Here is a 22251-nt window from a genome sequence, read left to right as displayed (position 1 = left end):
AGCCGGCTTGGGTGCCTGGCACGGGCGGCTTGGGTGCCTGCAGGGGTCCCCTGTTCGACAAAAAGCGGTAACAGGGGACCCCTGCTACCAACCCAAGCCGGCCACCCCGGCGGAAGGTGGGCGGCGGGCGACGTAGGGTGTGAGGCCATGGCCGCAGACCTGCTCGGCCCGGCGGAGATCCGGGAGCTGGCCGCCCGGCTGGGCGTGGCGCCGACCAAGAAGCTCGGCCAGAACTTCGTGCACGACCCGAACACGGTGCGTCGGATCGTCACCGCCGCCGGGCTCACCCCGGACGACGTGGCCCTGGAGGTCGGTCCCGGGCTCGGGTCGCTCACCCTGGGGCTGCTCCCGGCCGCCCGGCACGTGCACGCCGTGGAGATCGACCCGACGCTGGCCGGGGCGCTGCCGGACACCGCCGCCCGGTTCGCTGGCCCGGACGCGGCGCGGCTCACCGTGCACCGCGCCGACGCGCTGCGGGTGACCGCCGCCGAGCTGGCCGTCCCGGCCCCGACCGCGCTGGTGGCGAACCTGCCGTACAACGTGGCGGTGCCGGTGGTGCTGCACCTGCTCGCCGAGCTGCCCAGCCTCCGCAGCGGCCTGGTGATGGTGCAGAAGGAGGTCGCCGACCGGCTCGTCGCCGGTCCGGGCTCCCGGGTGTACGGCATTCCCTCGGTCAAGCTCGCCTGGTACGCGTCCGCCCGTTCGGCCGGCCGGGTCCCGCCGAACGTGTTCTGGCCGGTACCGAACGTCGACTCCGGGCTGGTCGCCTTCACCCGGCGGGAGCCGCCCCGGTCGGACGTGTCCCGGAGCCGGGTCTTCGCCGTGGTGGACGCGGCGTTCGCGCAGCGCCGGAAGACCCTGCGGGCCGCGCTGGCCGGCTGGGCGCAGGGCGCGGACCGAGCCGCGGTGGCGCTCACCGCGGCCGGTGTCGACCCCGGTGCCCGGGGCGAGTCGCTGACCGTCGAGCAGTTCGCCGCGATCGCCGCGTCGGCTCCTTCCGGTACGCCGCCCGCACAGTAGGCTGACGCGCGGGTCCGCCCCCGAGGCGGGCTCGGGTACCGACGACCTGCTCGGCGGCCCGCCACGAGCCGGCCGCCGACTCCGCCGAGGAGCTGACCGTGGAGAAGCCGTTCGAGATCCGGCTGCGCGTCCGGGGGGTCACCCGGTGACCGGGGCGTGGCGACCGGACGAGGACGATCAGCAGCGGGGGGCCAGCGGTCCGGTCCGGGTCCGGGTACCAGCCAAGATCAACCTGCACCTCGGGGTCGGGCCGCTCCGCGCCGACGGCTACCACGAGTTGAACACCGTCTACCACGCCATCTCGATCCACGACGAGTTGACCGCCCGTCGGGGGGACACCCTCACCCTCACCATGGAGGGCGAGGGCGCCGGTGAGCTGGCCCTGGACGACTCCAACCTGGTGCTGCGGGCCGCCCGGGCGCTGGCCGAGCACACCGGCCACCCCGCTTACGCCCGGCTGCACCTGCGCAAGCAGATCCCGCTCGCGGGCGGACTGGCCGGGGGCAGCGCCGACGCGGCGGCCACCCTGGTCGCCTGCGACACGCTCTGGGGCACCGGCCTGTCCCGCGACGAACTCGCCACGATCGCCGCCCGCATCGGCTCCGACGTGCCGTTCCTTGTCCACGGGGGCACGGCGCTGGGCACCGGCCGGGGGGAGGCGGTCAGCCCCGTCCTGGTCCGCCCCACCTCGTGGCACTGGGTGGTGGCGATCGCCGACGGTGGGCTCTCCACGCCGGAGGCGTACCGGGAACTCGACCGGCTCCGGGACGCCGGGGACGCGCCGGAGCCGATCGGCAGCGCCGACGGGCTGCTCGCCGCCCTGCGCCAGCGGGACCCGGCCGTGCTCGCCGCCGCGCTCGGCAACGATCTCCAGACCGCCGCGCTCTCCATGCGTCCGGGGCTGGCCGCCACGCTCCGCGCCGGGGAGGCGGCCGGCGCGCTCGCCGGCATCGTCTCCGGCTCCGGCCCGACCTGCGTCTTCCTGACGAAGGACGCCGACGACGCGGAACGGGTGGCCGGGGAGCTGACCGCCGCCCGGGTGTGCCGTCTCGCCCGCCCGGCCCACGGCCCGGTCGCCGGCGCCCGCGTCTGCTGACCCATCCAACGCCGGCCCATCCAACGCCGGCCCATCCAACGCCGGCCCGCCGTCCGCCGCGGCGGCGGCCCGGGTTGCGGCATACGGGGCTGACGGCACTGTCCATGACGCCGGGTTGCCGCAATTCGGGGGCGGCGGCCGGGGGTCGGGGCGGGCGGCCCGGGTCGAAGGCGGTGACCGGGGACCAGGGCGGGTGGCCCGGTCCCGGGTGGCGGCAGGGCCGGGGCGGGTGGCCCGGTCGGGGGTGGTGGCCGGTTGGCTACCCTTGGATGCTGGCGTCCCGAGGTGCTCATCGGCACCGAGGACGCCTTGATCATGAAATGCCTTGATCATGAAAGGTGGGGGAGTGGCCAACATCGTCAACCTGGACCGGGTGTCCAAGGGTTACGGCGCCGCCGGGCCGCTGCTCACCGACGTCTCCCTCGGCCTCGACGACGCCGACCGGATCGGCGTGGTCGGGCTCAACGGGGCTGGCAAGTCCACCCTGCTGCGGATGCTCACCCGGCAGGAGGAGCCGGACGACGGCCGGGTCACCCACCGCCGCGACCTGCGGGTCGCCTGGCTGCCGCAGACCTTGATGCTTGCCCCGGACGCCCGGGTCCGGGACGTGGTCCTCGGCACCGCCTGGCTGGGCGAGAGCATGGGCGCCGAGCACGAGTGGGCCGGCGACGCCGGGGTCCGGGCCATCCTCGACGGCCTCGGCATGCCCCACCTCGGCCTCGACCAGCCGGTCGGCCCGATGTCCGGTGGCGAGCGTCGCCGGGTCGCCCTCGCCGCGCTGCTGGTCCGCGAGTCCGACCTGCTCATCCTCGACGAGCCCACCAACCATCTCGACGTCGGCGGCGTCGACTGGCTGGCCCGGCACCTGCTCGGCCGGAAGGGCGCACTGGTCGTGGTCACCCACGACCGCTGGTTCCTCGACGCGGTCTGCACCACCACCTGGGAGGTCGGCGACCAGACCGTCCGCGCCTACGAGGGCGGCTTCGCCGCCTGGACGCTCGCCCGCGCCGAGCGGGAGCGGGTCGCCGCCGCCACCGAGGCCCGTCGGCAGAACCTGCTCCGTAAGGAGATCGCCTGGCTGCGGCGCGGCCCGCCGGCCCGGACCTCCAAGCCCCGGTTCCGGATCGAGGCCGCCAACGCGCTCATCGCCGACGTGCCACCGCCGCGCGACACCATGTCGCTGCAACGGCTCGCCACCGCCCGCCTCGGCAAGCAGGTGTACGACCTGGAGCAGGTCACCCTGCACGCCGGCCCGAAGGAGATCCTGCACGACGTCACCTGGCAGGTCGGGCCCGGCGATCGGATCGCCATCCTCGGTGCCAACGGGGCCGGCAAGACCACCCTGCTACGGATGCTCGCCGGGATCACCCGCCCGGACGGCGGTCGCCTGGCCACCGGGTCCACCGTCCGGCCGGCGTTCCTCTCCCAGGAGCTGGCCGAACTCCCCGGCCACCTGCGAGTGTTGGAGGCCGTCGAGGAGGTCGCCCGCCGGGTGCAGCTCGGCGACCGGGAACTCTCCGCCGCCCAGCTCGCCGAGACCTTCGGCTTCGACGACCGGCGGCTCTGGACCCCGGTCGGCGACCTCTCCGGCGGGGAACGGCGTCGGCTCCAGATGCTCCGCCTGCTCGCCGGGGAGCCGAACGTGCTCCTGTTCGACGAGCCCACCAACGACCTGGACACCGACACGCTGGCCGCCCTGGAGGACCTGCTCGACTCCTGGCCCGGCACGATCGTCGTGGCCAGCCACGACCGGTACCTCGTGGAACGGGTCACCGACGCGGTGTACGGGATGTTCGGCGACGGCCGACTGGTGCACCTGCCCGGCGGCGTCGACGAGTACCTCGCCCGGGCCGCCGGACGGACCGCCCCGGCGCCGGCCGTGGCCGGTCCCGCGACCTCCGCCACGTCCGCGACCTCCGCCACGTCCGCCACCGCCGGGATGTCCGCCGCCGAGGCTCGGCAGGCGCGCAAGGAACTCGCCCGGCTGGAGCGGCAGATCGGCAAATTGGAGCAGAAGGAGACCACCCTGCTCGACCAGCTCGCCGCGAACGCCACCGACTACGCCCGGGTCGCCGACCTCGACGCCCAGCTCAAGGAGGTACGCGCGGAACGGGAGCGGACCGAGGAGTCGTGGCTCGCCCTCGCTGAGGAGATCCCGGAGAGCTGACCACAGGGCAGAGCCCGGAGAACTCGCGCGGCCCGTGCGTCGTCACAAAGCCGGGGTCCGTTGCGGCGCCATCACACGGTATGCGGGAGAATCCTTCGCGAAACCCTCAACCGACCGGCGTTGGAGACTCAGACATGGCCCACTTTCCCGTCAACCACCCCGCGCGGCCGATCTACCGGGCGATCGGCGGGCTGACCGGTCTGTACCTGACGGCCTTCGGTGTGCTCGGCGCCGTCACCACCCTGGGCGACGAACTCTTCGCCCAGGATGACACCAAGGTCCTCGGTCAGGGGGCGAATCTCGGATTCTCCCTCGTCGCCCTCGTGGTCGGCGCCGCGATTCTGGCCGGCACCGCCCTCGGCCGCAACCGGGACGTCGCGATCAACAAGGGGACGGCGTACGGGCTGATGGCCCTCAGCCTCTTCGAGCTGGCCTTCCTCCAGACCGACGTCAACATCTTCAACTTCAGCATTGCCACCGTGATCGTGATCATGGTCCTCGGCCTGGTCCTGCTGACGGCCGCCCTGTACGGCAAGGTCGGCACGGACGAGGAGCACAAGGCCTGGCAGGAGGCCCGGCTGGTGCTCTGAGCAGATTCCGCTCGGTCTTGGCGGTTCGCCGGACACCCTCCCCCGATTCGGGTGACAATCCGGGAGATTGCTCCCGGAATCGGAGGAGGGTGTCATGCCGCACTTCCCGGTCAACCATCCGGCGCGCCCGCTCTACCGGGCCCTCTCCGGCCTGGTCGGTCTGTACATCCTGATCTTCGGCGTCTGGGGCGTCGCGAAGACGTGGGGCGATCCCCTCTTCGACCGGGGCAACGACTGGGCCCTCGGGTTGCGGACCAACCCGGCCTTCTCGCTGGCCTCGGTGCTCTTCGGCATCGTGCTGTTGATCGGCGCGTCCCGCCGGAGCAACCTGGGGCACTACATGAACCTCACCGCCGGCGTGGTCTTCCTGGTCACCGCCGTGCTGATGATGAGCGTGCTGCAGACCGACGCGAACTTCCTGAACTTCTCGATGTCCACGGTCGTCGTCTCGATGATCTTCGGATTGCTGCTCCTCGCCACCGGCCTGTACGACAAGGTCGGCCCGCCCGGGCACGCCGAGGCCGAACGGCGTGGGCGGAACCACCTCATCACCGGTTCCCGCTGAGCCGGCACTGCCCCGACGCCCGACCGGAGGGCTCGGCTCAGCGGTTGCGGACGGTGATCATCCCCGGCTTCGCCTCCAGGTGGGACAGGCCGTTCCAGGCCAGGTTGACCAGGTGCGCGGCCACCGTCTCCTTGCGCGGCCGGCGTACCTCCAACCACCACCGGCCGGTCAACGCCACCATGCCCACCAGCGCCTGTGAGTACAGTTCGGCCAGCTTCGGGTCGTACCCCCGGCTCTTGAACTCCGCCCCCAGGATGTGCTCGACCTGGTGCGCGACATCGTTCAGCACACTGCTGAAGTTGCCCGTCGCGGAGAGCAGCGGCGACTCCCGGACCAGCACCCGGAAGCCGCTCGTCTCCTCCTCGATGTAGCTGAGCAGCGCCAACGCCGCCTGTTCCAGCAGCTCACGCGGGTGACCTGCGGTCAGCGCCGTGGTGATCCGGTCCAGCAGGGCGCGGACCTCCCGGTCCACCACCACCGCGTACAGGCCCTCCTTGCCGCCGAAGTGCTCGTAGACCACCGGCTTGGAGACCTTCGCCCGGGCCGCCACCTCCTCTATCGAGGTCGCGTCGAAGCCGCGTTCGGCGAAGATCTGCCGGGCGATCGAGATGAGCTGCTCGCGACGCTGGGCCGCGGACATCCGTACCCGGGACACGGGTTTCGGCGTCGGCGGGACGGCCCGCCGCCGGGTCGCACCGCGGTCGCCGTCGGAGACGCTCGCCATGTCATCACCTCGCGGACGCTTGGCGACGCCCTGTCGTGGGACGGCACCTCCGCTGGGCGTACTCACGCTGTCACCTGGTCGGCGCCTGTCCGGATCATGGTCCTGGAAGGACCGACCGTACCCGGCTGGTGCTCGTCGGCGGTGCTGTCGGGCCGTCCGAATCTGCCCCCGTTGCGCTCTATCACCCGGCAATACTGCCAGGTAACGCCGGACGCCACCGCTCGGTTTACCGCTCCGGAACCGGTTCGCGGAGCTTGGTGGCGGCCCGTTCGGGTCGGCGGAACGTGTGCGGCGGGCGGTGGTCCGGGGGATCCGGCCAGCTACGCCTACGTCACCGTAACTTGCGGTTTCGGGTGTCGCACGGGAACCTGCATCCAGCGGGAATGAACGATGAGCTTCCGGGGCCGGGACGCTAAGGTGTAGGGAGCGTTGCCGCCCCGGGCATTCGTCCGGTTTAGACCTTCCCGGGTCGTCTAATGGCAGGACGTCAGGTTTTGGTCCTGATTGTAGGGGTTCGAGTCCTCTCCCGGGAGCTTGTACACATGAGCGGTTGATGCGTGGTTAGCATGGGCGCAGACTGTCCGACTGCCGACGGGAGCATTCCTCGTGTCCCAGCCGCCCCCCCGCATCGTTGTCGTGCTCGCCGCTGGTGAGGGCAAGCGGATGAAGTCGGCGCTGCCCAAGGTGTTGCACCCGCTGCTGGGTCGTACCCTCGTGGGGCACGTGCTGACCGCCGCCGCGCCGCTGGCCGCGGAGCGCACGGTGGTCGTGGTCGGGCACGGCGCGGACCAGGTCCAGGCCCAGTTGACGGAGATCGCTCCGGAGGCGACCCCGGTCCTCCAGGCCCGGCAGTTGGGCACCGGGCACGCCGTGCGGATCGCCCTGGAGACGGTGCCGGACGCCACGGGCACCCTGGTCGTCCTCAACGGCGACGTGCCGCTGCTCCGGTCGGAGACGGTGACGGCCCTGGTCGGGGCGCACGAGGAGGCGGGCGCGGCGGCGACCGTGCTGGCCGCCGAGGTGCCCGACCCGACGGGCCTCGGCCGGATCGTCCGCGACTCGGCCGGCCGGCTCGAGCGGATCGTCGAGGAGCGAGACGCCACCCCCGGGGAGCGGGCGATCCGCGAGATCAACGCGGGCATCTACGCCTTCGACGTGGTGCGGCTGCGGCACGCGCTCGGCAAGCTCTCCACCGACAACGACCAGGGTGAGGAGTACCTCACCGACGTCTTCGGGCTGTTCGCCTCGGCCGGTGAGCCGGTCGCGGTGCACGTTGCCGCCGACCACACCGAGACCCTCGGCTGCAACGACCGGGTCGAGTTGGCCGGGCTGCGGCGGCTGCTGCGGGACCGGATCAACGAGGACTGGATGCGGACCGGCGTCACCCTGCTCGACCCGGAGACCACCTGGATCGACGTGACCGTCACCCTCGAGCGGGACGCGGTGGTCGACCAGAACACCCAGCTCAAGGGGGCCAGCGTGGTCGGGGCCGGTGCGCTGCTCGGGCCGGACGTGACGCTGGAGGACACGGTGGTCGGCGCGGGCGCGACGGTCGTCCGTAGCCACGCGGTGGGCGCCGAGGTCGGCCCACGGGCCAGCGTGGGGCCGTACGCGTACCTGCGCCCGGCGGCGAAGCTGGCGGAGAAGGCCAAGGTGGGCACCTTCGTCGAGGTGAAGAACTCCCAGATCGGGGCCGGTTCCAAGGTGCCGCACCTGACCTACGTCGGGGACGCCACCATCGGCGAGCAGAGCAACATCGGTGCGGCGACGGTCTTCGTGAACTACGACGGGGTGAACAAGCACCGCACGGTGATCGGCAGCCACGCCCGTACCGGGGCGGACAACATGTTCGTCGCTCCGGTCGAGGTGGGCGATGGCGCGTACACCGCCGCCGGGTCGGTGATCGACAAGGACGTGCCGCCGGGAGCCCTGGGGGTGGCGCGGGCACGGCAGCGCAACATCGAGGGCTGGGTGGAGATGCGCCGCGAGGGTACGGCCGCAGCGGAGGCGGCGCGGCGGGCCACGGAGGGCGCATCCGGACAGGTTTCGGGAGGACCTGAGGGTGAGTAAATCCACGGCGATGCCCAGCCGGTTCGAACGGCCGCAGGCGAGGTAGATACTGCAACCGAGTAGTCCCGGATCACCACCTACCCCACGGGAGCAGACGGGCCATGGGCAGCATCGTCGCCGAGAACCGCAAGAGCATGATGCTCTTCTCCGGACGCGGGTTTCCGGAGTTGGCCAGGGAGATCGGTGAGGTGCTCGGCGTCGCGCCGACCCCCGCCGACGCGTACGAGTTCGCCAACGGTGAGATCTTCGTGCGGTACAAGGACTCGGTGCGTGGGTCGGACGCCTTCGTGGTGCAGTCCGTGACGCACGGTGTCAACACCTGGGTCATGGAGACCCTGATCATGGTCGACGCGTTGAAGCGTGGCTCGGCGAAGCGCATCACGGTCGTGCTGCCCTTCTACCCGTACTCCAGGCAGGACAAGAAGCACCGGGGACGGGAGCCGATCTCCGCCCGACTCGTCGCCGACCTGCTCAAGACGGCGGGGGCGAACCGGATCCTCACCGTCGACCTGCACACCGCGCAGATCCAGGGCTTCTTTGACGGCCCGGTCGACCACCTCTTCGCGATGGACATCCTCGCCGAGTACGTCGAGCGTAAGTACGCCGGTCGGCCGATGACCGTGGTCGCGCCGGACTCCGGCCGGGTGCGCGTCGCGGAGCGGTGGACGGACCGGCTGGGCGGCTGCCCGCTGGCGTTCATCCACAAGACCCGGGACCCGCTGAAGCCGAACCAGGTGGTGGCGAACCGGGTGGTCGGTGACGTCGAGGGGCGGGTCTGCCTGATCGTCGACGACATGATCGACACGGGCGGCACGATCGCCAAGGCGGCCGACATCCTCCAGGCGGCGGGCGCCGCCGACGTCATCGTCGCCTCCACCCACGCCCTGCTCTCCGACCCGGCCACCGAGCGCCTGAAGAACAGCCCGATCAGCGAGGTGGTGGTGACCAACACGCTGCCGCTGCCACCGGAGAAGCAGCTCGACAAGATCACGGTGCTGTCGATCGCGCCGCTGCTGGCGCGGGCCATCCGCGAGGTCTTCGACGACGGGTCGGTGACCACCCTCTTCGGTGGACTGAGCTGACGTCGCCCGGCGGCGGGGCGAGGGTCCCGCCGCCGGCACGGCCCATTCGTCCACCGTTCCGGCCGGCACCGTCCACGTCGTGTCCCCGTTCGCCGGCACGGCCCGTTCGTGCCACCGTTGCCGCCGGCACCGTCCACGTCGTGTCGCCGTTTCCACCGGGTGCGGCCCACGTCGTGTCGCCGTTTCCACCGGGCGCGGCCCACCTCGTGCCACCGCCTTACCGCCTCACCACCTCGCCGCCCCGCCGTCCGGAGGCCGGCGGGGCGGCGAGGTGTGGGGACTGCTGAGAAGCGCGGAATGCGCTCGGGTAGACTGGTCCGGTTGCCACGGCGAGGGTGCCCTGCGGGCCGCTGAGAAGCGCCGCACGGAGGCACCGTCATCGACGCGGTGCTCCGGGCAGTCGTTCAGACCATGCGCCCCAGCGAGCCCCTCGCCCCAGCACCGCCAGACGACTAAAGCCGCAGCCGCGTAAGCATTCAGGAGTTTCCCCGTGTCCGAGGTAAAGATCAGCGCCGAGCCCCGTACCGAGTTCGGCAAGGGTGGTGCCCGTCGTACCCGTCGGGCCGGCAAGGTGCCCGCCGTGCTGTATGGCCACGGCGAGAAGCCCAAGCACATCGCGCTCCCGGCCCGTGAGTTCGCCGCGGCGATCCGTAAGGGCGGGGCCAACCAGCTCTTCGCCATCGAGGTCAGCGACGGCACCCAGGTCCTCGCCCTGCCGAAGGCGATCCAGCGTGACCCGATCAAGGACACCTTCGAGCACGTCGACCTGCTCCTGGTCCGTCGGGGCGAGAAGGTCACCGTCGAGGTGCCGGTGCAGCTCGTCGGGGACGCCGCGAAGGACACCCTGATCGTGCACGACCACGACACCCTCTCGGTGACCGCCGAGGCCACCAAGGTGCCGGACCACCTCGAGGTGTCGATCGAGGGCCTGGGCGCGGGCAACCAGGTCACCGCCGCCGACGTGGAGCTGCCGGCCGGTGTCGAGCTGGCCGCCGACCCGGAGCTGCCGGTCGCCGCCGTCACCGCCGCGCCGACCGCCGAGCAGCTCGAGGCCACCCTCCCGGAGACCGAGACGGCTGCCGCCGAGGAGGAGGCCGTGGAGGCCGCCGAGGGTGCCGAGGCCCCGGCCGCCGAGGGCGAGGAGACCCCGGCCGAGGCGCGTACCGAGGCCTGATCGAAGCCGTATGACAGGCGTCCCCGATCGCTTCGGGGGCGCCTGTCGTCGTATGGCGGCGGGCGGTGGTCGTCGGTGTCGTCGTATCGCGCGGTGGTTGTCGGGACGGAAGGGGCGGAGGGTGACGGACGAGGACCGGCCGTGGCTGGTGGTCGGCCTGGGCAACCCGGGCCGGGAGTACGCCGGTAACCGGCACAACGTCGGCTTCCTGGTGGCCGACCTGTTGGCCGGCCGGGTCGGCGGGAAGTTCGGTCGGCACCGCCGAACGGTGGCTGAGGTCGCCGAGGGGCGGCTCGGGTTCGGTGGGCCGAAGCTGGTGCTGGCCAAGCCGCTGACGTACATGAACCTTTCCGGCGGCCCGGTCGCCGCGCTGGCGCAGTTCTACAAGATTCCCCCGGCGCAGGTCATTGCCGTGCACGACGAGTTGGACATCGGGTACGGGCAGCTACGGGTGAAGTGCGGCGGCGGCGAGGGCGGCCACAACGGCCTGCGCTCGATGACCAAGTCGCTGGGCACCAAGGACTACGTCCGGGTGCGCTTCGGCATCGGCCGGCCACCCGGGCGGCAGGACCCGGCGGACTACGTCCTGTCCGACTTCTCCAGCGCCGAGCGTAAGGAACTGGAGTTCCTGGTCGACCGGACGGCCGACGCCGTGGAGTCGGTGATCAAACAGGGCGTCGAGTGGACGCAGAACGCCTACCACGGCGGTTGACCCGGGCGGGGCGTGCCGGTGGGGGCATCGGCGGCCGGTAGTCTGCGATTTTGGCGTGGCCCGAGCGGCGGGAGTGTGGCATGGGCAGTCCTCCAATGATCGACGGCGAGTTCGCCCGTTGGCTGGCAGCGCGGGCCGGGCAGGCCCTGCTGGAGCTCCGGGACGAGCTGGGCTTCACCGACCAGGGGGCGTTGAAGGCGGCCGGGGACAAGGTCTCGCACGACCTGATCCGTACGGAGCTGGCCCGCTGGCGGCCGGCGGACGCGGTGCTCTCCGAGGAGGACGAGGGCTCCCGTCTGGCCTGGGCCGCCGAGGTGAACACGGACGCGGTCTCCCGGCTGACCGCCGACCGGGTGTGGATCATCGACCCGTTGGACGGGACCCGGGAGTTCTCCGAGGAGGGCCGCTCGGACTGGGCGGTGCACGTGGCGCTCTGGGCGCGCAACGGGTCGACCCCGCACGGACTGGTCGCTGGGGCGGTGGCGTTGCCCGCGCAGCACCGGGTGCTCGCCACCGACCATCCGCCGGCGTACCCGCCGATGACGGTGGAGGCGGCGACCGCGCGGGGTGGGCGGATCATTCGCCTGGCGGTCAGCCGTAGCCGTCCGCCGGTCTTCCTCACCGACCTGGCCGGGGACATCGGCGCGCAGTTGGTGCCGATGGGTTCGGCGGGGGCGAAGATCGCGGCGGTGGTGACCGGTGAGGTGGACGCGTACATCCATGCCGGGGGGCAGTACGAGTGGGACTCGGCCGCACCGGTGGCTGTGGCGACGGCCACCGGGCTGCACGCTTCCCGAATTGACGGATCTGCGCTGAAATACAACGAGGCGGATCCTCGCCTGCCTGACCTGCTGGTCTGTCGCAAGGATCTCGCCAGCCGGTTGCTTGCAGCGCTGCAGAGGCATACCGGGGTAGCCTGACCCCACTTCCTGAGGTGTCCGACCGGAAAGGTCTGGAATCCATGAGCCGAGCCGCACGAAACGAGGCCACGTCATGACCGCCCCCGCGGCCTACCGCGTCTCCCACCTGGACGCGTTGGAGGCGGAGAGCATCTTCGTGATGCGTGAGGTGGTGGCGGAGATGGAGCGGCCGGTGCTGCTCTTCTCTGGTGGCAAGGACTCGATCGTGATGCTCCGGCTCGCCCAGAAGGCGTTCGCCCCGGCGAGCATTCCGTTCCCGGTGATGCACGTCGACACCGGCCACAACTTCCCGGAAGTGCTGGAGTACCGCGACCAGCGGGTTGCCGAGTTGGGGCTCCAGTTGATCGTGGCCAGCGTCCCCGAGGCGCTGGAGCGCGGACTGGTCCGGGAGAGCCCCGACGGGACGCGTAACCGCATCCAGACCCCCGTCCTCCTCGACGCCGTGGAGAAGCATCGGTTTGATGCGTTGTTTGGTGGGGCGCGTCGGGATGAGGAGAAGGCGCGGGCGAAGGAGCGGGTGTTCTCGTTCCGGGATGAGTTTGGGCAGTGGGATCCGAAGAATCAGCGTCCGGAGTTGTGGTCGTTGTATAACGGTCGGCATCATCCGGGTGAGTCGATTCGGGTGTTTCCGTTGTCGAACTGGACCGAGTTGGATGTGTGGCATTACATCGCTCGGGAGCGGATCGCTCTGCCGTCGATCTACTTCGCGCACGACCGTGAGGTCATCGACCGGGATGGCATGTTGTACGCGGTGAACGAGTTCTTCCGGCCCCGTGCGGGGGAGGAGCGGTTCAAGGCGCGGGTGCGGTACCGGACCGTCGGGGACGCGTCGATGACGGCTGCGGTGCGGTCGGACGCGGACACGGTGGAGAAGGTGATCGAGGAGGTCGGGGCGACCCGGATCACCGAGCGGGGTGCGACCCGGGGAGATGACCGGGTGAGTGAGGCCGCGATGGAGGACCGCAAGCGGGAGGGCTACTTCTGATGAGCGTCGAGACGATCGTCCCGGAGTCGTCGGCCCGTCCGATGGACCTGCTCCGTTTCGCCACCGCCGGCAGCGTCGACGACGGTAAGTCGACCCTGATCGGTCGGTTGTTGTATGACACGAAGTCGTTGTTTACGGATCAGTTGGAGGCGGTGGAGGCGGTTTCGGCTGCTCGTGGTGACGAGTACACGAATCTGGCCTTGTTGACGGATGGGTTGCGGGCGGAGCGGGAGCAGGGCATCACGATCGATGTCGCTTACCGGTATTTCGCTACGCCGCGGCGGAAGTTCATCATTGCTGACACTCCGGGGCACATCCAGTACACGCGGAACATGGTCACCGGTGCGTCTACCGCTGATCTGGCGTTGATTTTGGTGGACGCCAGGAAGGGTCTGGTGGAGCAGTCCCGCCGCCACGCCTTCCTCTGCTCGTTGTTGCGTGTGCCGCACCTCGTGCTCTGCGTGAACAAGATGGACCTGGTGGACTGGTCGCAGGAGGTGTTCGAGCGGATCGCCGACGAGTTCACCGCGTTCGCCGCGAAACTCGACGTCCCCGACCTCGCCGTGGTGCCGATCTCGGCGTTGAAGGGTGACAACATTGTCACCCGGTCGGAGAACACCCCCTGGTACGAAGGCCCGTCCCTGTTGCACCACCTCGAGCGGGTGCACATCGCCTCCGACCGGAACCTGGTCGACGTCCGCTTCCCCGTGCAGTATGTGATCCGTCCGCAGTCGACGACGGTCACCGACTACCGGGGTTATGCCGGGCAGGTCGCTTCCGGTGTGGTCAAGCCGGGCGACGAGGTCATGGTGTTGCCGTCCGGGTTCACCTCCCGCATCGCGTCGGTCGAAACCGCCGACGGGCCGGTCGCCGAGGCGTTCCCACCCATGTCCGTCACCGTCCGCCTGACGGATGAGATCGACATTTCGCGGGGGGACATGATCTGCCGGCCGAACAACGCCCCCACCCCGACGCAGGATGTGGAGGCGATGGTGTGCTGGATGGACGAGACCCGACCGTTGCAGATCGGCGGCCGGTACACGATCAAACACACCACCCGCACCGCCCGGGCGATCGTCCGTGACCTGCACTACCGGCTGGATATCAACACCCTGCACCGTGACGACACCGCGGGCGAGTTGAAGTTGAACGAGATCGGCCGGGTCCGGCTCCGCACCACCGTGCCGCTACTCGCCGACGAGTACCGCCGAAACCGCACCACCGGCGGGTTCATCATCATCGACGAGGCCACCAACCGCACCGTCGCCGCCGCGATGATCGTCGAAACCACCTGACAAACCGGTAGCAGGGGACCCTTCCTACCGTTATTTGATGAGGAAGGGCCCCCTGCAACCACCCCACCCCACATCGCCCGGGGAACCAGTGGTCATGCGCACTACGGGAGTGCGTCCCGGCTGCGCTGGGTGCCGGTGCGTCCCGGGGCCCGGCTGCGGACGTAGCATGGGGCTGACCGGTGACGACGCCGGCTGCGGGGCGGTCCGCCGTAGCAGCGATGCCATCGAGATCCTGCGGTGATGCGCATGACCGACACGCAGTCCGGAGCGGACCACCGGTCACCGCCCGGGACAGGAGGTGGAAGGCGATGGGACGTGGCACCGGGCGGGCGACCCAGGCCGATGTGGCCCGGCTCGCCGGGGTGAGCCAGGCCACCGTCTCGCTGATCCTGAACGGGGGCGAGACCGGCCGCCGCCGGGTGGGCGAGCAGGCCCGCCAGCGCGTGCTCGACGCCATCCAGATGACCGGCTATGTCGCCAACCCGGCCGCGCAGCGGCTGGCTGGCGGACGGACCCGGATCGTCGGCGTCTTCACCTACGAGCCCGTCTTCCCACGCGACAGTCGGGACTTCTACCACCCGTTCCTGATCGGGGTCGAGGCGCAGGCCGAGGCGCTCGGGTGCGACCTGCTGTTCTTCACCGGCACCCCGTCGTCCCAGGGGAGACAGCGCCTGCTCGGTGACGGCTCCTATCGACTCGGCATCGCCGACGGCTGTGTGCTGCTCGGCCGCTACGACGACAAGCGGGACCTCGCCGACCTGCTCGGCAGGGACTTCCCGTTCGCGTTCATCGGCCGCCGGGAGTCGGCCGCCGGCCCCGTCCCGTACGTCGGCGCGGACTACCTGACCGCGACCCGGAAGGTCGTGGAGCTGCTGTTCGCCCTCGGCCACGAGCGGGTCGGGTTTCTCGGCGACCTCCGCCGGGACGAGCCGTCAGTGGACCGCGCGCAGGGCTACCACGAGTCGGTACGAGCCGCCGGACGTCGCCCGGTCGTCCTCGACGGCACCGGGCTGTCCGGTGGGGAGGCGCTCGACCTGCTCGGCGACAACGGTCTCACCGCGGCGGTGATCTGGCCGTCCGGGCTGGCACCCGCGATCCGGGCAGCGGCACTGGCCAGGGGACTGTCCGTGCCCGGTGACCTGTCGCTGGCCCAGCTCGGTGACGCCGAGAGCGAGACGCCTGACGACGTCGAGTGGACCGGTTTCCGGATCCCCCGCGAGGAGATGGGCGCCGCCGCGGTACGACTTCTCTACGAGCAGTTGGTCAGCGCCACCCCACTCACCGCCGACGCACTCCAGCGGAGCCTGCCCTGCACGGTGCTGACCGGCACCACCGCCGGCCCGCCGACGGCGTCCGCGTCGGGTTCCTCGGCTCGACCCCCGTCGCGCTCCGCCGGTTGACCGGATCGGTCGACCGCCGTCGGGCTCTGCCGGTTGACCGGATCGGGTCGGCGAGTCGTCACGGACTCTGTCCGACCCGCCCCGGCCCGACGTCGTCAACCCTTCAGGCCGGTGTGCGCGAGGCCCTCGACGAACTGCTTCTGCGCGACCACGAAGACCACCAGCACGGGCAGGGCGGTCATCGAGGCGGCGGCGAGCTGGACGTTCCACATCGGCCCGCCGTACGCGTCGACGAACTGGGTGAGTGCCTGCGGCAGGGTGAACTTCTCCGGTGAGGAGAGGAAGACGATGGGTTCGAGGTAGAGGTTCCAGCTGTGCAGGAAGGTGAAGATCGCCACCGCGCCGAGGGCGGGCCGGGACAGTGGTAGGGCGATCTTCCAGAAGGTGGCGAACCGGCCCAGCCCGTCGACCCGGGCCGCCTCCTCCAGCTCACCGGGAAGGGCGAGGAAGAACTGCCGCATGATGAACGTCGCCAGCACGCTGGGCGCCCCGAGGATCGGCACCAGGATGAGGGGCCAGTGGGTGTCGACCAGGCCCAGTTTGAAGAACATCTGGAACAGCGGCACGATGGTGACCTCGCTCGGGATGAGCAGGCCGGCGAGGACGACCAGGAACAGCAGGTTCTGGCCACGGAACCGGATCCGGGCGAAGGCGTACCCGGACAGCGCCGACACGGCCAGGGTGCCGACGGTGACCACCAGCGCGATGTAGAGGCTGTTCAGGTACTGCTGTCCGAACGGTTGCAGCTCGAACACCCGCTGGTAGGCGTCGAACTTCGGGTTGACCGGCAGTAGTTGCGGCGGGAAGGCGAAGATGTCCGCGATCGGCTTGAGTGAGGACGTGACCATCCACCAGGTCGGGAAGACGAACGGGATCGCCAGGACCATCAGCGCCGCGTAGAGCGCCAGTTTGGTGCGGCGCGACAGCTCACGATTCATGGTGGACCCACCTTCTGCGCATCTGCCACTGGAGCACGGTGAGGGCGAGGACGATGCCGAACAGCACGATCGACAGGGTCGCGCCGTAGCCGAAGTGGTGGAACTGGAACGCCTGTTGGTAGAGGTAGTAGACGAGGACCGTGGTGGAGGTGCCCGGTCCGCCCTGGGTGAGCACCGCGATCTGCGCGAAGACCTGGAGCGAGCCGACCACCGTGATGATCGAGGTGAGCAGGATGGTCGGGCTGATCATCGGTATGGTGATCCTCCAGAACTGGCGCATCCGACCGGCCCCGTCCATCTCGGCGGCCTCGTACAACTCGCCGGGTACGCCCTGGAGGGCGGCCAGGAACAGCACCATGTTCAGGCCGACGTTCTTGAACACCTGCACCACGACGACGGAGATCATCGCGGTGGTCTCGCCGCGTAGCCAGTTCGGTCCGTCCACGCCGATCGTGTCGAGCAGACCGTTGATGCCGCCGTTGTCCTGGAGCAGGAAGCCCCAGACGATGGTCCAGGCGACCAGCGAGACGACCACGGGTGAGAAGAACAGGGTGCGGAACAGGACGGTGCCCCGGAACTTCTGGTTGAGCAGGACGGCGAGCAGCAGCGCCAGGCCGAGGTTGAACACCACCAGCCCGACGGAGAAGAGGCCGGTGGCGCGGAGTACCGCGCCGAGGTTGGCGTCGTCGGCGAGGGCCTTGTAGTTCTCGGTGCCGACGAAGTCGAACGTGCCGGCCAGCACGTTCCATTCGTGCAGGCTGTACCAGACCACCAGGATCAGCGGCAGGATCACGAAGACGGCGCTGCCGAACAGTTGCGGCGCGATGAACAGGTAACCGGTGAGCTGGTCGCGGCGGCGGGTGGTCCAGTACGGCCGCGCCCGGCCCGGGGCGGGCCGGGCGTCGGCCCGACCCACCCTGGTGTCCGTACGGGTCATGATTCGCCTTACTTCGCCAGCAGCGGCTGGATCTTGGTGCAGACGCTGTCCAGTACCGCCTTGACGTCCGCATCGGGCTTCCACAGCGGGTCGAGTCCGGCCCGGACCTGCTGGCTCAGCTCGGCCTGGCCGGCGTGGCTGGGCTTGACCACGCCGTTGGCGATGCCGTCGATGACGACCTTCTGCAACTGCTCCGGCTTGAGCTGGGGGTTCGACTTGGCCAGCGTCTCGGCGTTGAGCAGGGACTGCCGCGGCGGCGGGAAGAACTGGGAGAGCTTCGCCGAGTTGGTGGGGTTGGTGAAGAAGGCGAGGAAGTCGGCGGCCTTGTCGGCGTTCTTGCTCTGCTTCAGCACCCCGATGCCGGCCTGGCCGACCACGGCGTAGTTGCCCTTCGGGCCGGCCGGCAGCGGGACCAGGTCCCAGGCGAAGCCGTCCGGCTTGAGCAGCGACGCGCGGGAGATCTGGGTGACGGTCATGGCCGCGTCCCCGGCGAAGAAGTCGGCGGTGGTGCCCGGGCCGGGCAGCGCCTTGGCGGTGAAGATCGCCTTGTGCAGCGTGGTCATCGCGTCGACCATCTCCGGCGCGGCGAAGCCGCAGGACTTGCCGTCCTCGCTCCACGCCTGGGCGCCCCAACCGGTCCAGAAGGTGGAGAGGTTGTCCCAGCCCTTGTAGTCGAAGTCGCGGACCACCAGACCGGCCTTGCCGGTCGCGCTCGCGGTGGCCGCGGCGGACGCCAGAGCGGTGTCCCAGTTCCACTGCCCGGCGGCGATCAGCTCGGCGGGAGTCTTCTGACCGGCCTTCTTCACCAGGTCGTTGTTGACGAAGACCCCGAACGGCGAGGTGGAGAAGGGGTACGCGTACAGCTTCTCGTCGTCCTGCCAGAGCTTGAGGGTGGCCGGCGAGAGGTCGTCGTACTGGTAGCCGTCGGTCTTCTTGAGCGTGTCGTCGAGGGGCAGCAGCGCGCCGGAGGCGACGAAGTCGGGGGCCGAGTTCTCGAGCACCCAGGCCAGGTCGGGTGCGTTCCCGCCGGCGATCTGGGTGGTCAGGGTGGTGGTGTAGTTCTCGAACGGCAGCGGGTCGAAGGTGATACCGGCGACGTCCGGGTTGGCCTTCTTGTATTCGTCGGCGATCTCGTTGAACAGCTTCAGGTGCGCCTCGTTGGCGCTCCAGATCGTCATCCGCAGATTGGCCGGGCCGCTCTCCTTGGCCTGGTCACCGCCACCGCAGGCGGTCAGCGCGAGCACACCGGCCAGTGCGACGGCGGCACCGCGCAGGCCCTTTCCTGTTCTCATGATGTTTCTCCTCAACCGGGGGTGGTGTCAGTAGCCCACGATCTGCGGCCAGCGCAGTTCCACGCCGGCCGCCGTGATGCGGTCCTGGAAGTCGGCCAGCAGACGGGGGGTGCTGCGGACCGCGCGCGGGGACTCGCCCCGCGCCAGACAGAAGTCGGCGAGCAACCCGGCGACCTCGCCGACGTTCCACTCGACCGGGTGCAGCCGGTAGCTGCCGTTGGTGATGTGCGTGGTGCCGATGTTCTTGCCGGCCGGCAGCAGGTTCTCCATCCGCTGCGGGATCAGCGCGCCGAGCGGGATCTCGAACGGGCAGGAGCCGACGTCGATGTAGTTGTCGCCACCGGTGGACGGGTGCAGGTCGATGCGGTACATCCCCACGCCGATCGAGTCCGGGTAGTTCACCGCGCCGTGCGCGCCGCGTACCGCCAGCGACAGGTCCTGCTCGACCACCGTGTACTCGGCCCGGATCCGACGCGACTCCCGGATATAGGGCGCCTGCGCCAGACCGTCCCGGCTGCCGGTGACGTCGCCGCGCAGCCGCAGGCCGGGGAAGCCGGTACCACCGTCCGGCCGGGGCGCCTCGGTCTGCATCCAGTAGAGGACCGAGTACGACAGCTCACGCGCCTTCGACAGGTGCCAGGACGCGTTCGGCACGTCGATGACCGGGCCCTCGAAGTAGTCGATCATCGGCCAGTTGACCAGCGTGATGTCGCTGGCGTACGTGCCCTCGGTGAAGTTGCGCCGGGCGGCGATCCGCCGGAACGTCCACAGGTTGCCGTCCCCGGCGTTGAGCCGCTGGTCGGCGTTGACCAGCAGCGGGTCATCGTCCGGGTTCGGCGTGAAGCTCCGCTCGAGGATCTCGAGCGTGCGCGGGTTCGGCGACCGCCAGGAGAGCAGCCGGTCACCCCAGAAGTCCGGCTTGTAGTCCCGCCAGAAGTCGTACCCGGCCGGGCGGTCGATGGTGTGGTCGCCGTCCACGTGGTCGAGGGCGAAGCAGACCGACACGGCCTGCATGTTCATCGGCTGCGCCTCCGCCGGTGCGCTCGGCTCACCGGTGTCGGTCTGCGCCTCGAAGCCGGTGACGTACTCGGTGCCGGACAGCGGCAGCAGCTCACCGGTCTCGGTGGCGTCCAGGACGTACGGCGCGACGATGTCGATCCGGTCGTCGTCCCGGTCGCGGTGCGCCACGGTCACCCCGACCACCCGGTCCCCGTCGGTCTCCGCCGCGACCGGCCGGTACGGCTGGAGGACGGTCAACCGGCCGGAGCCGCGGTACGGCGCCAGCATCTCCTCGATGACCGCGACGGCGACCCGGGGCTCGTGGCAGAGCCGGCTCACCCAACCGGCTCCAGGGTTCAGGTCCGACCAGGCACGGGACCGCCCGGTCAGCGGGTAGTGCCGACGGTAGTAGTCCCGGATGCCGGTGCGCAGGGCCCGGTAACCGGCGGTGGCGCCGAACTGCTCGATCCAGGAGTGCTCGTCCGGCGGGACAGCCTGGCTGGTGAGTTGCCCGCCGAGCCAGTCGAACTCCTCGGTCAGGATGACGGACCGGCCGGCCCGGACTGCGGCCAGCGCCGCCGCCACCCCGCCCAACCCGCCACCGACGACGAGGACGTCCGCACGCATCTGTACCACTTGCTTCCTTCCAGATTTCACGGTCGCCGCTCAGCGGCGGTCGACCGCCGGATTCGGGGGCCGAGGGTCTCGCCCTCGACAAGTTCGCAGGGAAGGAGTCGTTGAGGGACGCCGCTGACACTGCCGTCGACCAGGTCGGCCAGCAGCTTCACGGCCTGACGGCCCATCTCCTCCCGGGGGATGTGGAACCCGGTGAACGCGACGTCGCTGGGCACCGCGACGGTCGGATCGCCGAGGGTCACGATGGAGAGATCGCCGGGAACGGTCAGTCCGCGCCGGCGGGCGGCCTGTTCCAGCGCCACCGCGTGGGCGAAGTCCTCCGCCAGGACGACGGTGGCCCGGTCGGCGAGCAGACCGTCGAGGAGCGTGTCGATGTCCTGCCCCGTGCCCGGGATGTGCCGGGCGCTCTCCGCACCAGCGGCGTACTCCTGGAAGCCGCGGTACCGGTCGGCGGACGATTCGGCGGTCAGCCCCATGCCCAGGTAGACGAGGCGTCGATGGCCGGCGGCCAGGGACAGCCTGACGAGCCGTCCCACCGCCTCGGCGTAGCCGGCGCCGACGTACGGCACCGGACCACCGGCGTCGTCCCGGCGGCCGACGGCGACGTACGGGAAGCCGTCCGCGTTCAGGCGACGCAGCTCCGTGCCGTCGATCTCCCGGCCGAGCAGGATGCACCCGTCGGCCAGGCGGAGCCGGTTGTCCTGGTGGAAGACCCGACGCCGACCGTCGACAACCGGAGCGCTGGTGAAGAGCAGCAGGTCGCAGCCGACCCGCTCGGCGTACTCCTCGATGCCGAGCAGGAACGGGTGGTAGAAGTCGCGGGTGCCGCTGGGAAAGGCGGGCTCGTAGGTGAAGACACCGATGATCCGGTTGAACCGGGAGGCCAGCCGGCGGGCCACCGGGTCGGCGACGTAGCCGGTGTCGGCAATCGCCTGTAGCACCCGCTCCCGGGTCTCCGGGGCGATCCGGACGTCGGCGTCGGCGCGGTTGTTGAGCACCAGTGAGACGGTCGCCTGGCTGACACCAGCCAGGCGTGCGATGTCACGCTGAGTGACGCGTCTCGATGCAGAAGCCACGGGTTGGCCTTTCCTGGGGGAGCTAATACGCATTAGCGGGGTGCTTGAGGGAGCTTCGCCCCTCGACTGAGCCGATGTCAAGAGTCAGCCGTTAACTTGCCCGAAACCAAAGCCCCCTAGGTAATACGGATTAGTGCACCCTGGCGGCCGGTCGGCGCAGGATCTGGGCGGGTTGTCACGGTCGATCGCGATGCTGGAGGTTACTGTCCGTGATCGACCCTCCTGCTCGCCGGTGGGCGGTGGAAGGTTGCGCGGAGGGGGCGAGGGTGACGTCGGCCCACCGGTGGCCGGTGGGCGCGAGGAGGGTGTCGGGCCGGGCGGGCGTCGAGTGGTCGGTCGACGCCGTTTCCGTCATCCGACCCGCTCCCGAGCCGCCATCTCGAATGGTCATGCGCATGACTACGTGATCGCGCGGCGGCGCCGGGAGCGGATTTCCTGCATGTTGCGGGCTCCTCTCCGGAAAGTCAATGTCCTAACCAGACAGGCACTATCCGGTCCCGCCCTTGACACCCCACGGTCCGAAAAGCAAGGTGGTAATGCGCATGACCACCTGGTCGCCGACCCAGCCCCGAG

At 70.3% G+C, this 22251-nt stretch carries 18 protein-coding genes, 1 tRNA gene and 1 pseudogene; 14 read left to right on the top strand and 6 right to left on the bottom strand.

Annotation, left to right across the window (positions count from 1 at the left end; translation table 11 throughout):
- Nucleotides 1–147: 147 nt before the first annotated feature.
- From rsmA to GA0074692_RS21305, 5 genes are all read left to right on the top strand, one after another.
- Nucleotides 148–1020 (top strand): 16S rRNA (adenine(1518)-N(6)/adenine(1519)-N(6))-dimethyltransferase RsmA, encoded by an 873-nt coding sequence (gene rsmA, locus GA0074692_RS21325; RefSeq protein ID WP_091646944.1) that lies wholly within the window; start codon nucleotides 148–150, stop codon nucleotides 1018–1020.
- Nucleotides 1021–1165: 145 nt separating this feature from the next.
- A complete protein-coding gene (locus GA0074692_RS21320) occupies nucleotides 1166–2116 on the top strand; it encodes a 4-(cytidine 5'-diphospho)-2-C-methyl-D-erythritol kinase (RefSeq protein WP_091646943.1) in 951 nt (316 codons plus the stop codon).
- Nucleotides 2117–2462: 346 nt separating this feature from the next.
- The gene (locus GA0074692_RS21315) at nucleotides 2463–4283 is read left to right on the top strand and encodes an ABC-F family ATP-binding cassette domain-containing protein (RefSeq protein ID WP_091646942.1); all 1821 of its coding nucleotides are present in this window, start codon (nucleotides 2463–2465) and stop codon (nucleotides 4281–4283) included.
- 134 nt (nucleotides 4284–4417) lie between these two features.
- Entirely contained in the window at nucleotides 4418–4873 is a 456-nt protein-coding gene (locus tag GA0074692_RS21310; RefSeq protein ID WP_091646941.1) for a DUF4383 domain-containing protein, read from the top strand.
- A 94-nt stretch (nucleotides 4874–4967) separates the two neighbouring features.
- On the top strand, nucleotides 4968–5438 hold the full coding sequence (locus GA0074692_RS21305) for a DUF4383 domain-containing protein (protein WP_091646940.1): 471 nt from the start codon (nucleotides 4968–4970) through the stop codon (nucleotides 5436–5438).
- A 37-nt stretch (nucleotides 5439–5475) separates the two neighbouring features.
- On the opposite strand, the gene GA0074692_RS21300 is transcribed toward GA0074692_RS21305, so the two are convergent.
- Nucleotides 5476–6162 (bottom strand): TetR/AcrR family transcriptional regulator, encoded by a 687-nt coding sequence (locus tag GA0074692_RS21300; protein WP_091646939.1) that lies wholly within the window; start codon nucleotides 6160–6162, stop codon nucleotides 5476–5478.
- Between the two features lie 462 nt (nucleotides 6163–6624).
- Here GA0074692_RS21300 and GA0074692_RS21295 point away from each other — a divergent pair.
- The 9 genes and pseudogenes from GA0074692_RS21295 to GA0074692_RS21255 all read left to right on the top strand — a co-directional run bounded on the left by GA0074692_RS21295 (nucleotide 6625) and on the right by GA0074692_RS21255 (nucleotide 15800).
- Nucleotides 6625–6695 (top strand) — tRNA-Gln (locus GA0074692_RS21295).
- Between the two features lie 73 nt (nucleotides 6696–6768).
- Nucleotides 6769–8295, top strand: a pseudogene (gene glmU, locus GA0074692_RS21290) (bifunctional UDP-N-acetylglucosamine diphosphorylase/glucosamine-1-phosphate N-acetyltransferase GlmU).
- Between the two features lie 38 nt (nucleotides 8296–8333).
- On the top strand, nucleotides 8334–9314 hold the full coding sequence (locus GA0074692_RS21285; RefSeq protein ID WP_091646937.1) for a ribose-phosphate diphosphokinase: 981 nt from the start codon (nucleotides 8334–8336) through the stop codon (nucleotides 9312–9314).
- A 490-nt stretch (nucleotides 9315–9804) separates the two neighbouring features.
- Nucleotides 9805–10488 (top strand): 50S ribosomal protein L25/general stress protein Ctc, encoded by a 684-nt coding sequence (locus GA0074692_RS21280; protein WP_091646936.1) that lies wholly within the window; start codon nucleotides 9805–9807, stop codon nucleotides 10486–10488.
- A gap of 121 nt (nucleotides 10489–10609) precedes the next feature.
- Complete coding sequence (gene pth, locus GA0074692_RS21275; protein WP_091646935.1) at nucleotides 10610–11200, top strand: aminoacyl-tRNA hydrolase; 591 nt, start codon at nucleotides 10610–10612, stop codon at nucleotides 11198–11200.
- 80 nt (nucleotides 11201–11280) lie between these two features.
- Nucleotides 11281–12120 (top strand): inositol monophosphatase family protein, encoded by an 840-nt coding sequence (locus GA0074692_RS21270; protein ID WP_091646934.1) that lies wholly within the window; start codon nucleotides 11281–11283, stop codon nucleotides 12118–12120.
- A gap of 73 nt (nucleotides 12121–12193) precedes the next feature.
- Nucleotides 12194–13105, top strand: a complete 912-nt coding sequence (gene cysD, locus GA0074692_RS21265) for a sulfate adenylyltransferase subunit CysD (protein WP_091646933.1) — start codon at nucleotides 12194–12196, stop codon at nucleotides 13103–13105.
- Nucleotides 13105–14400 (top strand): sulfate adenylyltransferase subunit 1, encoded by a 1296-nt coding sequence (locus GA0074692_RS21260; RefSeq protein WP_091646932.1) that lies wholly within the window; start codon nucleotides 13105–13107, stop codon nucleotides 14398–14400. Before cysD ends, GA0074692_RS21260 begins: the two co-directional genes overlap by 1 nt.
- Before the next feature lie 308 nt (nucleotides 14401–14708).
- Complete coding sequence (locus GA0074692_RS21255; RefSeq protein ID WP_091646931.1) at nucleotides 14709–15800, top strand: LacI family DNA-binding transcriptional regulator; 1092 nt, start codon at nucleotides 14709–14711, stop codon at nucleotides 15798–15800.
- Nucleotides 15801–15895: 95 nt separating this feature from the next.
- On the opposite strand, the gene GA0074692_RS21250 is transcribed toward GA0074692_RS21255, so the two are convergent.
- From GA0074692_RS21250 to GA0074692_RS21230, 5 genes are read right to left on the bottom strand one after another with little or no spacing between them, the layout of a single operon-like run.
- Nucleotides 15896–16738, bottom strand: coding sequence for a carbohydrate ABC transporter permease (locus GA0074692_RS21250; RefSeq protein ID WP_091646930.1), 843 nt, complete (start codon nucleotides 16736–16738; stop codon nucleotides 15896–15898).
- On the bottom strand, nucleotides 16728–17675 hold the full coding sequence (locus GA0074692_RS21245) for a carbohydrate ABC transporter permease (RefSeq protein ID WP_091646929.1): 948 nt from the start codon (nucleotides 17673–17675) through the stop codon (nucleotides 16728–16730). The genes GA0074692_RS21250 and GA0074692_RS21245 overlap by 11 nt, the downstream gene beginning before the upstream one ends.
- Before the next feature lie 8 nt (nucleotides 17676–17683).
- Nucleotides 17684–18967 carry an ABC transporter substrate-binding protein gene (locus GA0074692_RS21240; RefSeq protein ID WP_091646928.1) on the bottom strand — a complete coding sequence of 428 codons (1284 nt, stop codon included), beginning with the start codon at nucleotides 18965–18967 and terminating at the stop codon, nucleotides 17684–17686.
- Nucleotides 18968–18994: 27 nt separating this feature from the next.
- A complete protein-coding gene (locus tag GA0074692_RS21235) occupies nucleotides 18995–20593 on the bottom strand; it encodes an FAD-dependent oxidoreductase (RefSeq protein WP_091653860.1) in 1599 nt (532 codons plus the stop codon).
- A 26-nt stretch (nucleotides 20594–20619) separates the two neighbouring features.
- Nucleotides 20620–21600, bottom strand: a complete 981-nt coding sequence (locus GA0074692_RS21230; protein WP_245730402.1) for a LacI family DNA-binding transcriptional regulator — start codon at nucleotides 21598–21600, stop codon at nucleotides 20620–20622.
- Nucleotides 21601–22251 lie beyond the last annotated feature (651 nt).

It is taken from the genome of Micromonospora pallida (assembly GCF_900090325.1).
GTDB lineage: Bacteria > Actinomycetota > Actinomycetes > Mycobacteriales > Micromonosporaceae > Micromonospora > Micromonospora pallida.
The sequence above is the reverse complement of the archived record's forward strand: the minus strand, read 5'-3'. Positions and strand labels throughout refer to the sequence as shown.

Coding starts and splice junctions, on each gene's coding strand:
- GA0074692_RS21240 (WP_091646928.1), bottom strand. CDS start 18,967: ATGAGAACAGGAAAGGGCCTGCGCGGTGCCGCCGTCGCACTGGCCGGT.
- GA0074692_RS21310 (WP_091646941.1), top strand. CDS start 4,418: ATGGCCCACTTTCCCGTCAACCACCCCGCGCGGCCGATCTACCGGGCG.
- GA0074692_RS21305 (WP_091646940.1), top strand. CDS start 4,968: ATGCCGCACTTCCCGGTCAACCATCCGGCGCGCCCGCTCTACCGGGCC.
- GA0074692_RS21235 (WP_091653860.1), bottom strand. CDS start 20,593: ATGCGTGCGGACGTCCTCGTCGTCGGTGGCGGGTTGGGCGGGGTGGCG.
- cysD (WP_091646933.1), top strand. CDS start 12,194: ATGACCGCCCCCGCGGCCTACCGCGTCTCCCACCTGGACGCGTTGGAG.
- GA0074692_RS21300 (WP_091646939.1), bottom strand. CDS start 6,162: ATGGCGAGCGTCTCCGACGGCGACCGCGGTGCGACCCGGCGGCGGGCC.
- GA0074692_RS21250 (WP_091646930.1), bottom strand. CDS start 16,738: ATGAATCGTGAGCTGTCGCGCCGCACCAAACTGGCGCTCTACGCGGCG.
- GA0074692_RS21260 (WP_091646932.1), top strand. CDS start 13,105: ATGAGCGTCGAGACGATCGTCCCGGAGTCGTCGGCCCGTCCGATGGAC.
- GA0074692_RS21245 (WP_091646929.1), bottom strand. CDS start 17,675: ATGACCCGTACGGACACCAGGGTGGGTCGGGCCGACGCCCGGCCCGCC.
- GA0074692_RS21255 (WP_091646931.1), top strand. CDS start 14,709: ATGGGACGTGGCACCGGGCGGGCGACCCAGGCCGATGTGGCCCGGCTC.
- GA0074692_RS21270 (WP_091646934.1), top strand. CDS start 11,281: ATGGGCAGTCCTCCAATGATCGACGGCGAGTTCGCCCGTTGGCTGGCA.
- rsmA (WP_091646944.1), top strand. CDS start 148: ATGGCCGCAGACCTGCTCGGCCCGGCGGAGATCCGGGAGCTGGCCGCC.
- GA0074692_RS21285 (WP_091646937.1), top strand. CDS start 8,334: ATGGGCAGCATCGTCGCCGAGAACCGCAAGAGCATGATGCTCTTCTCC.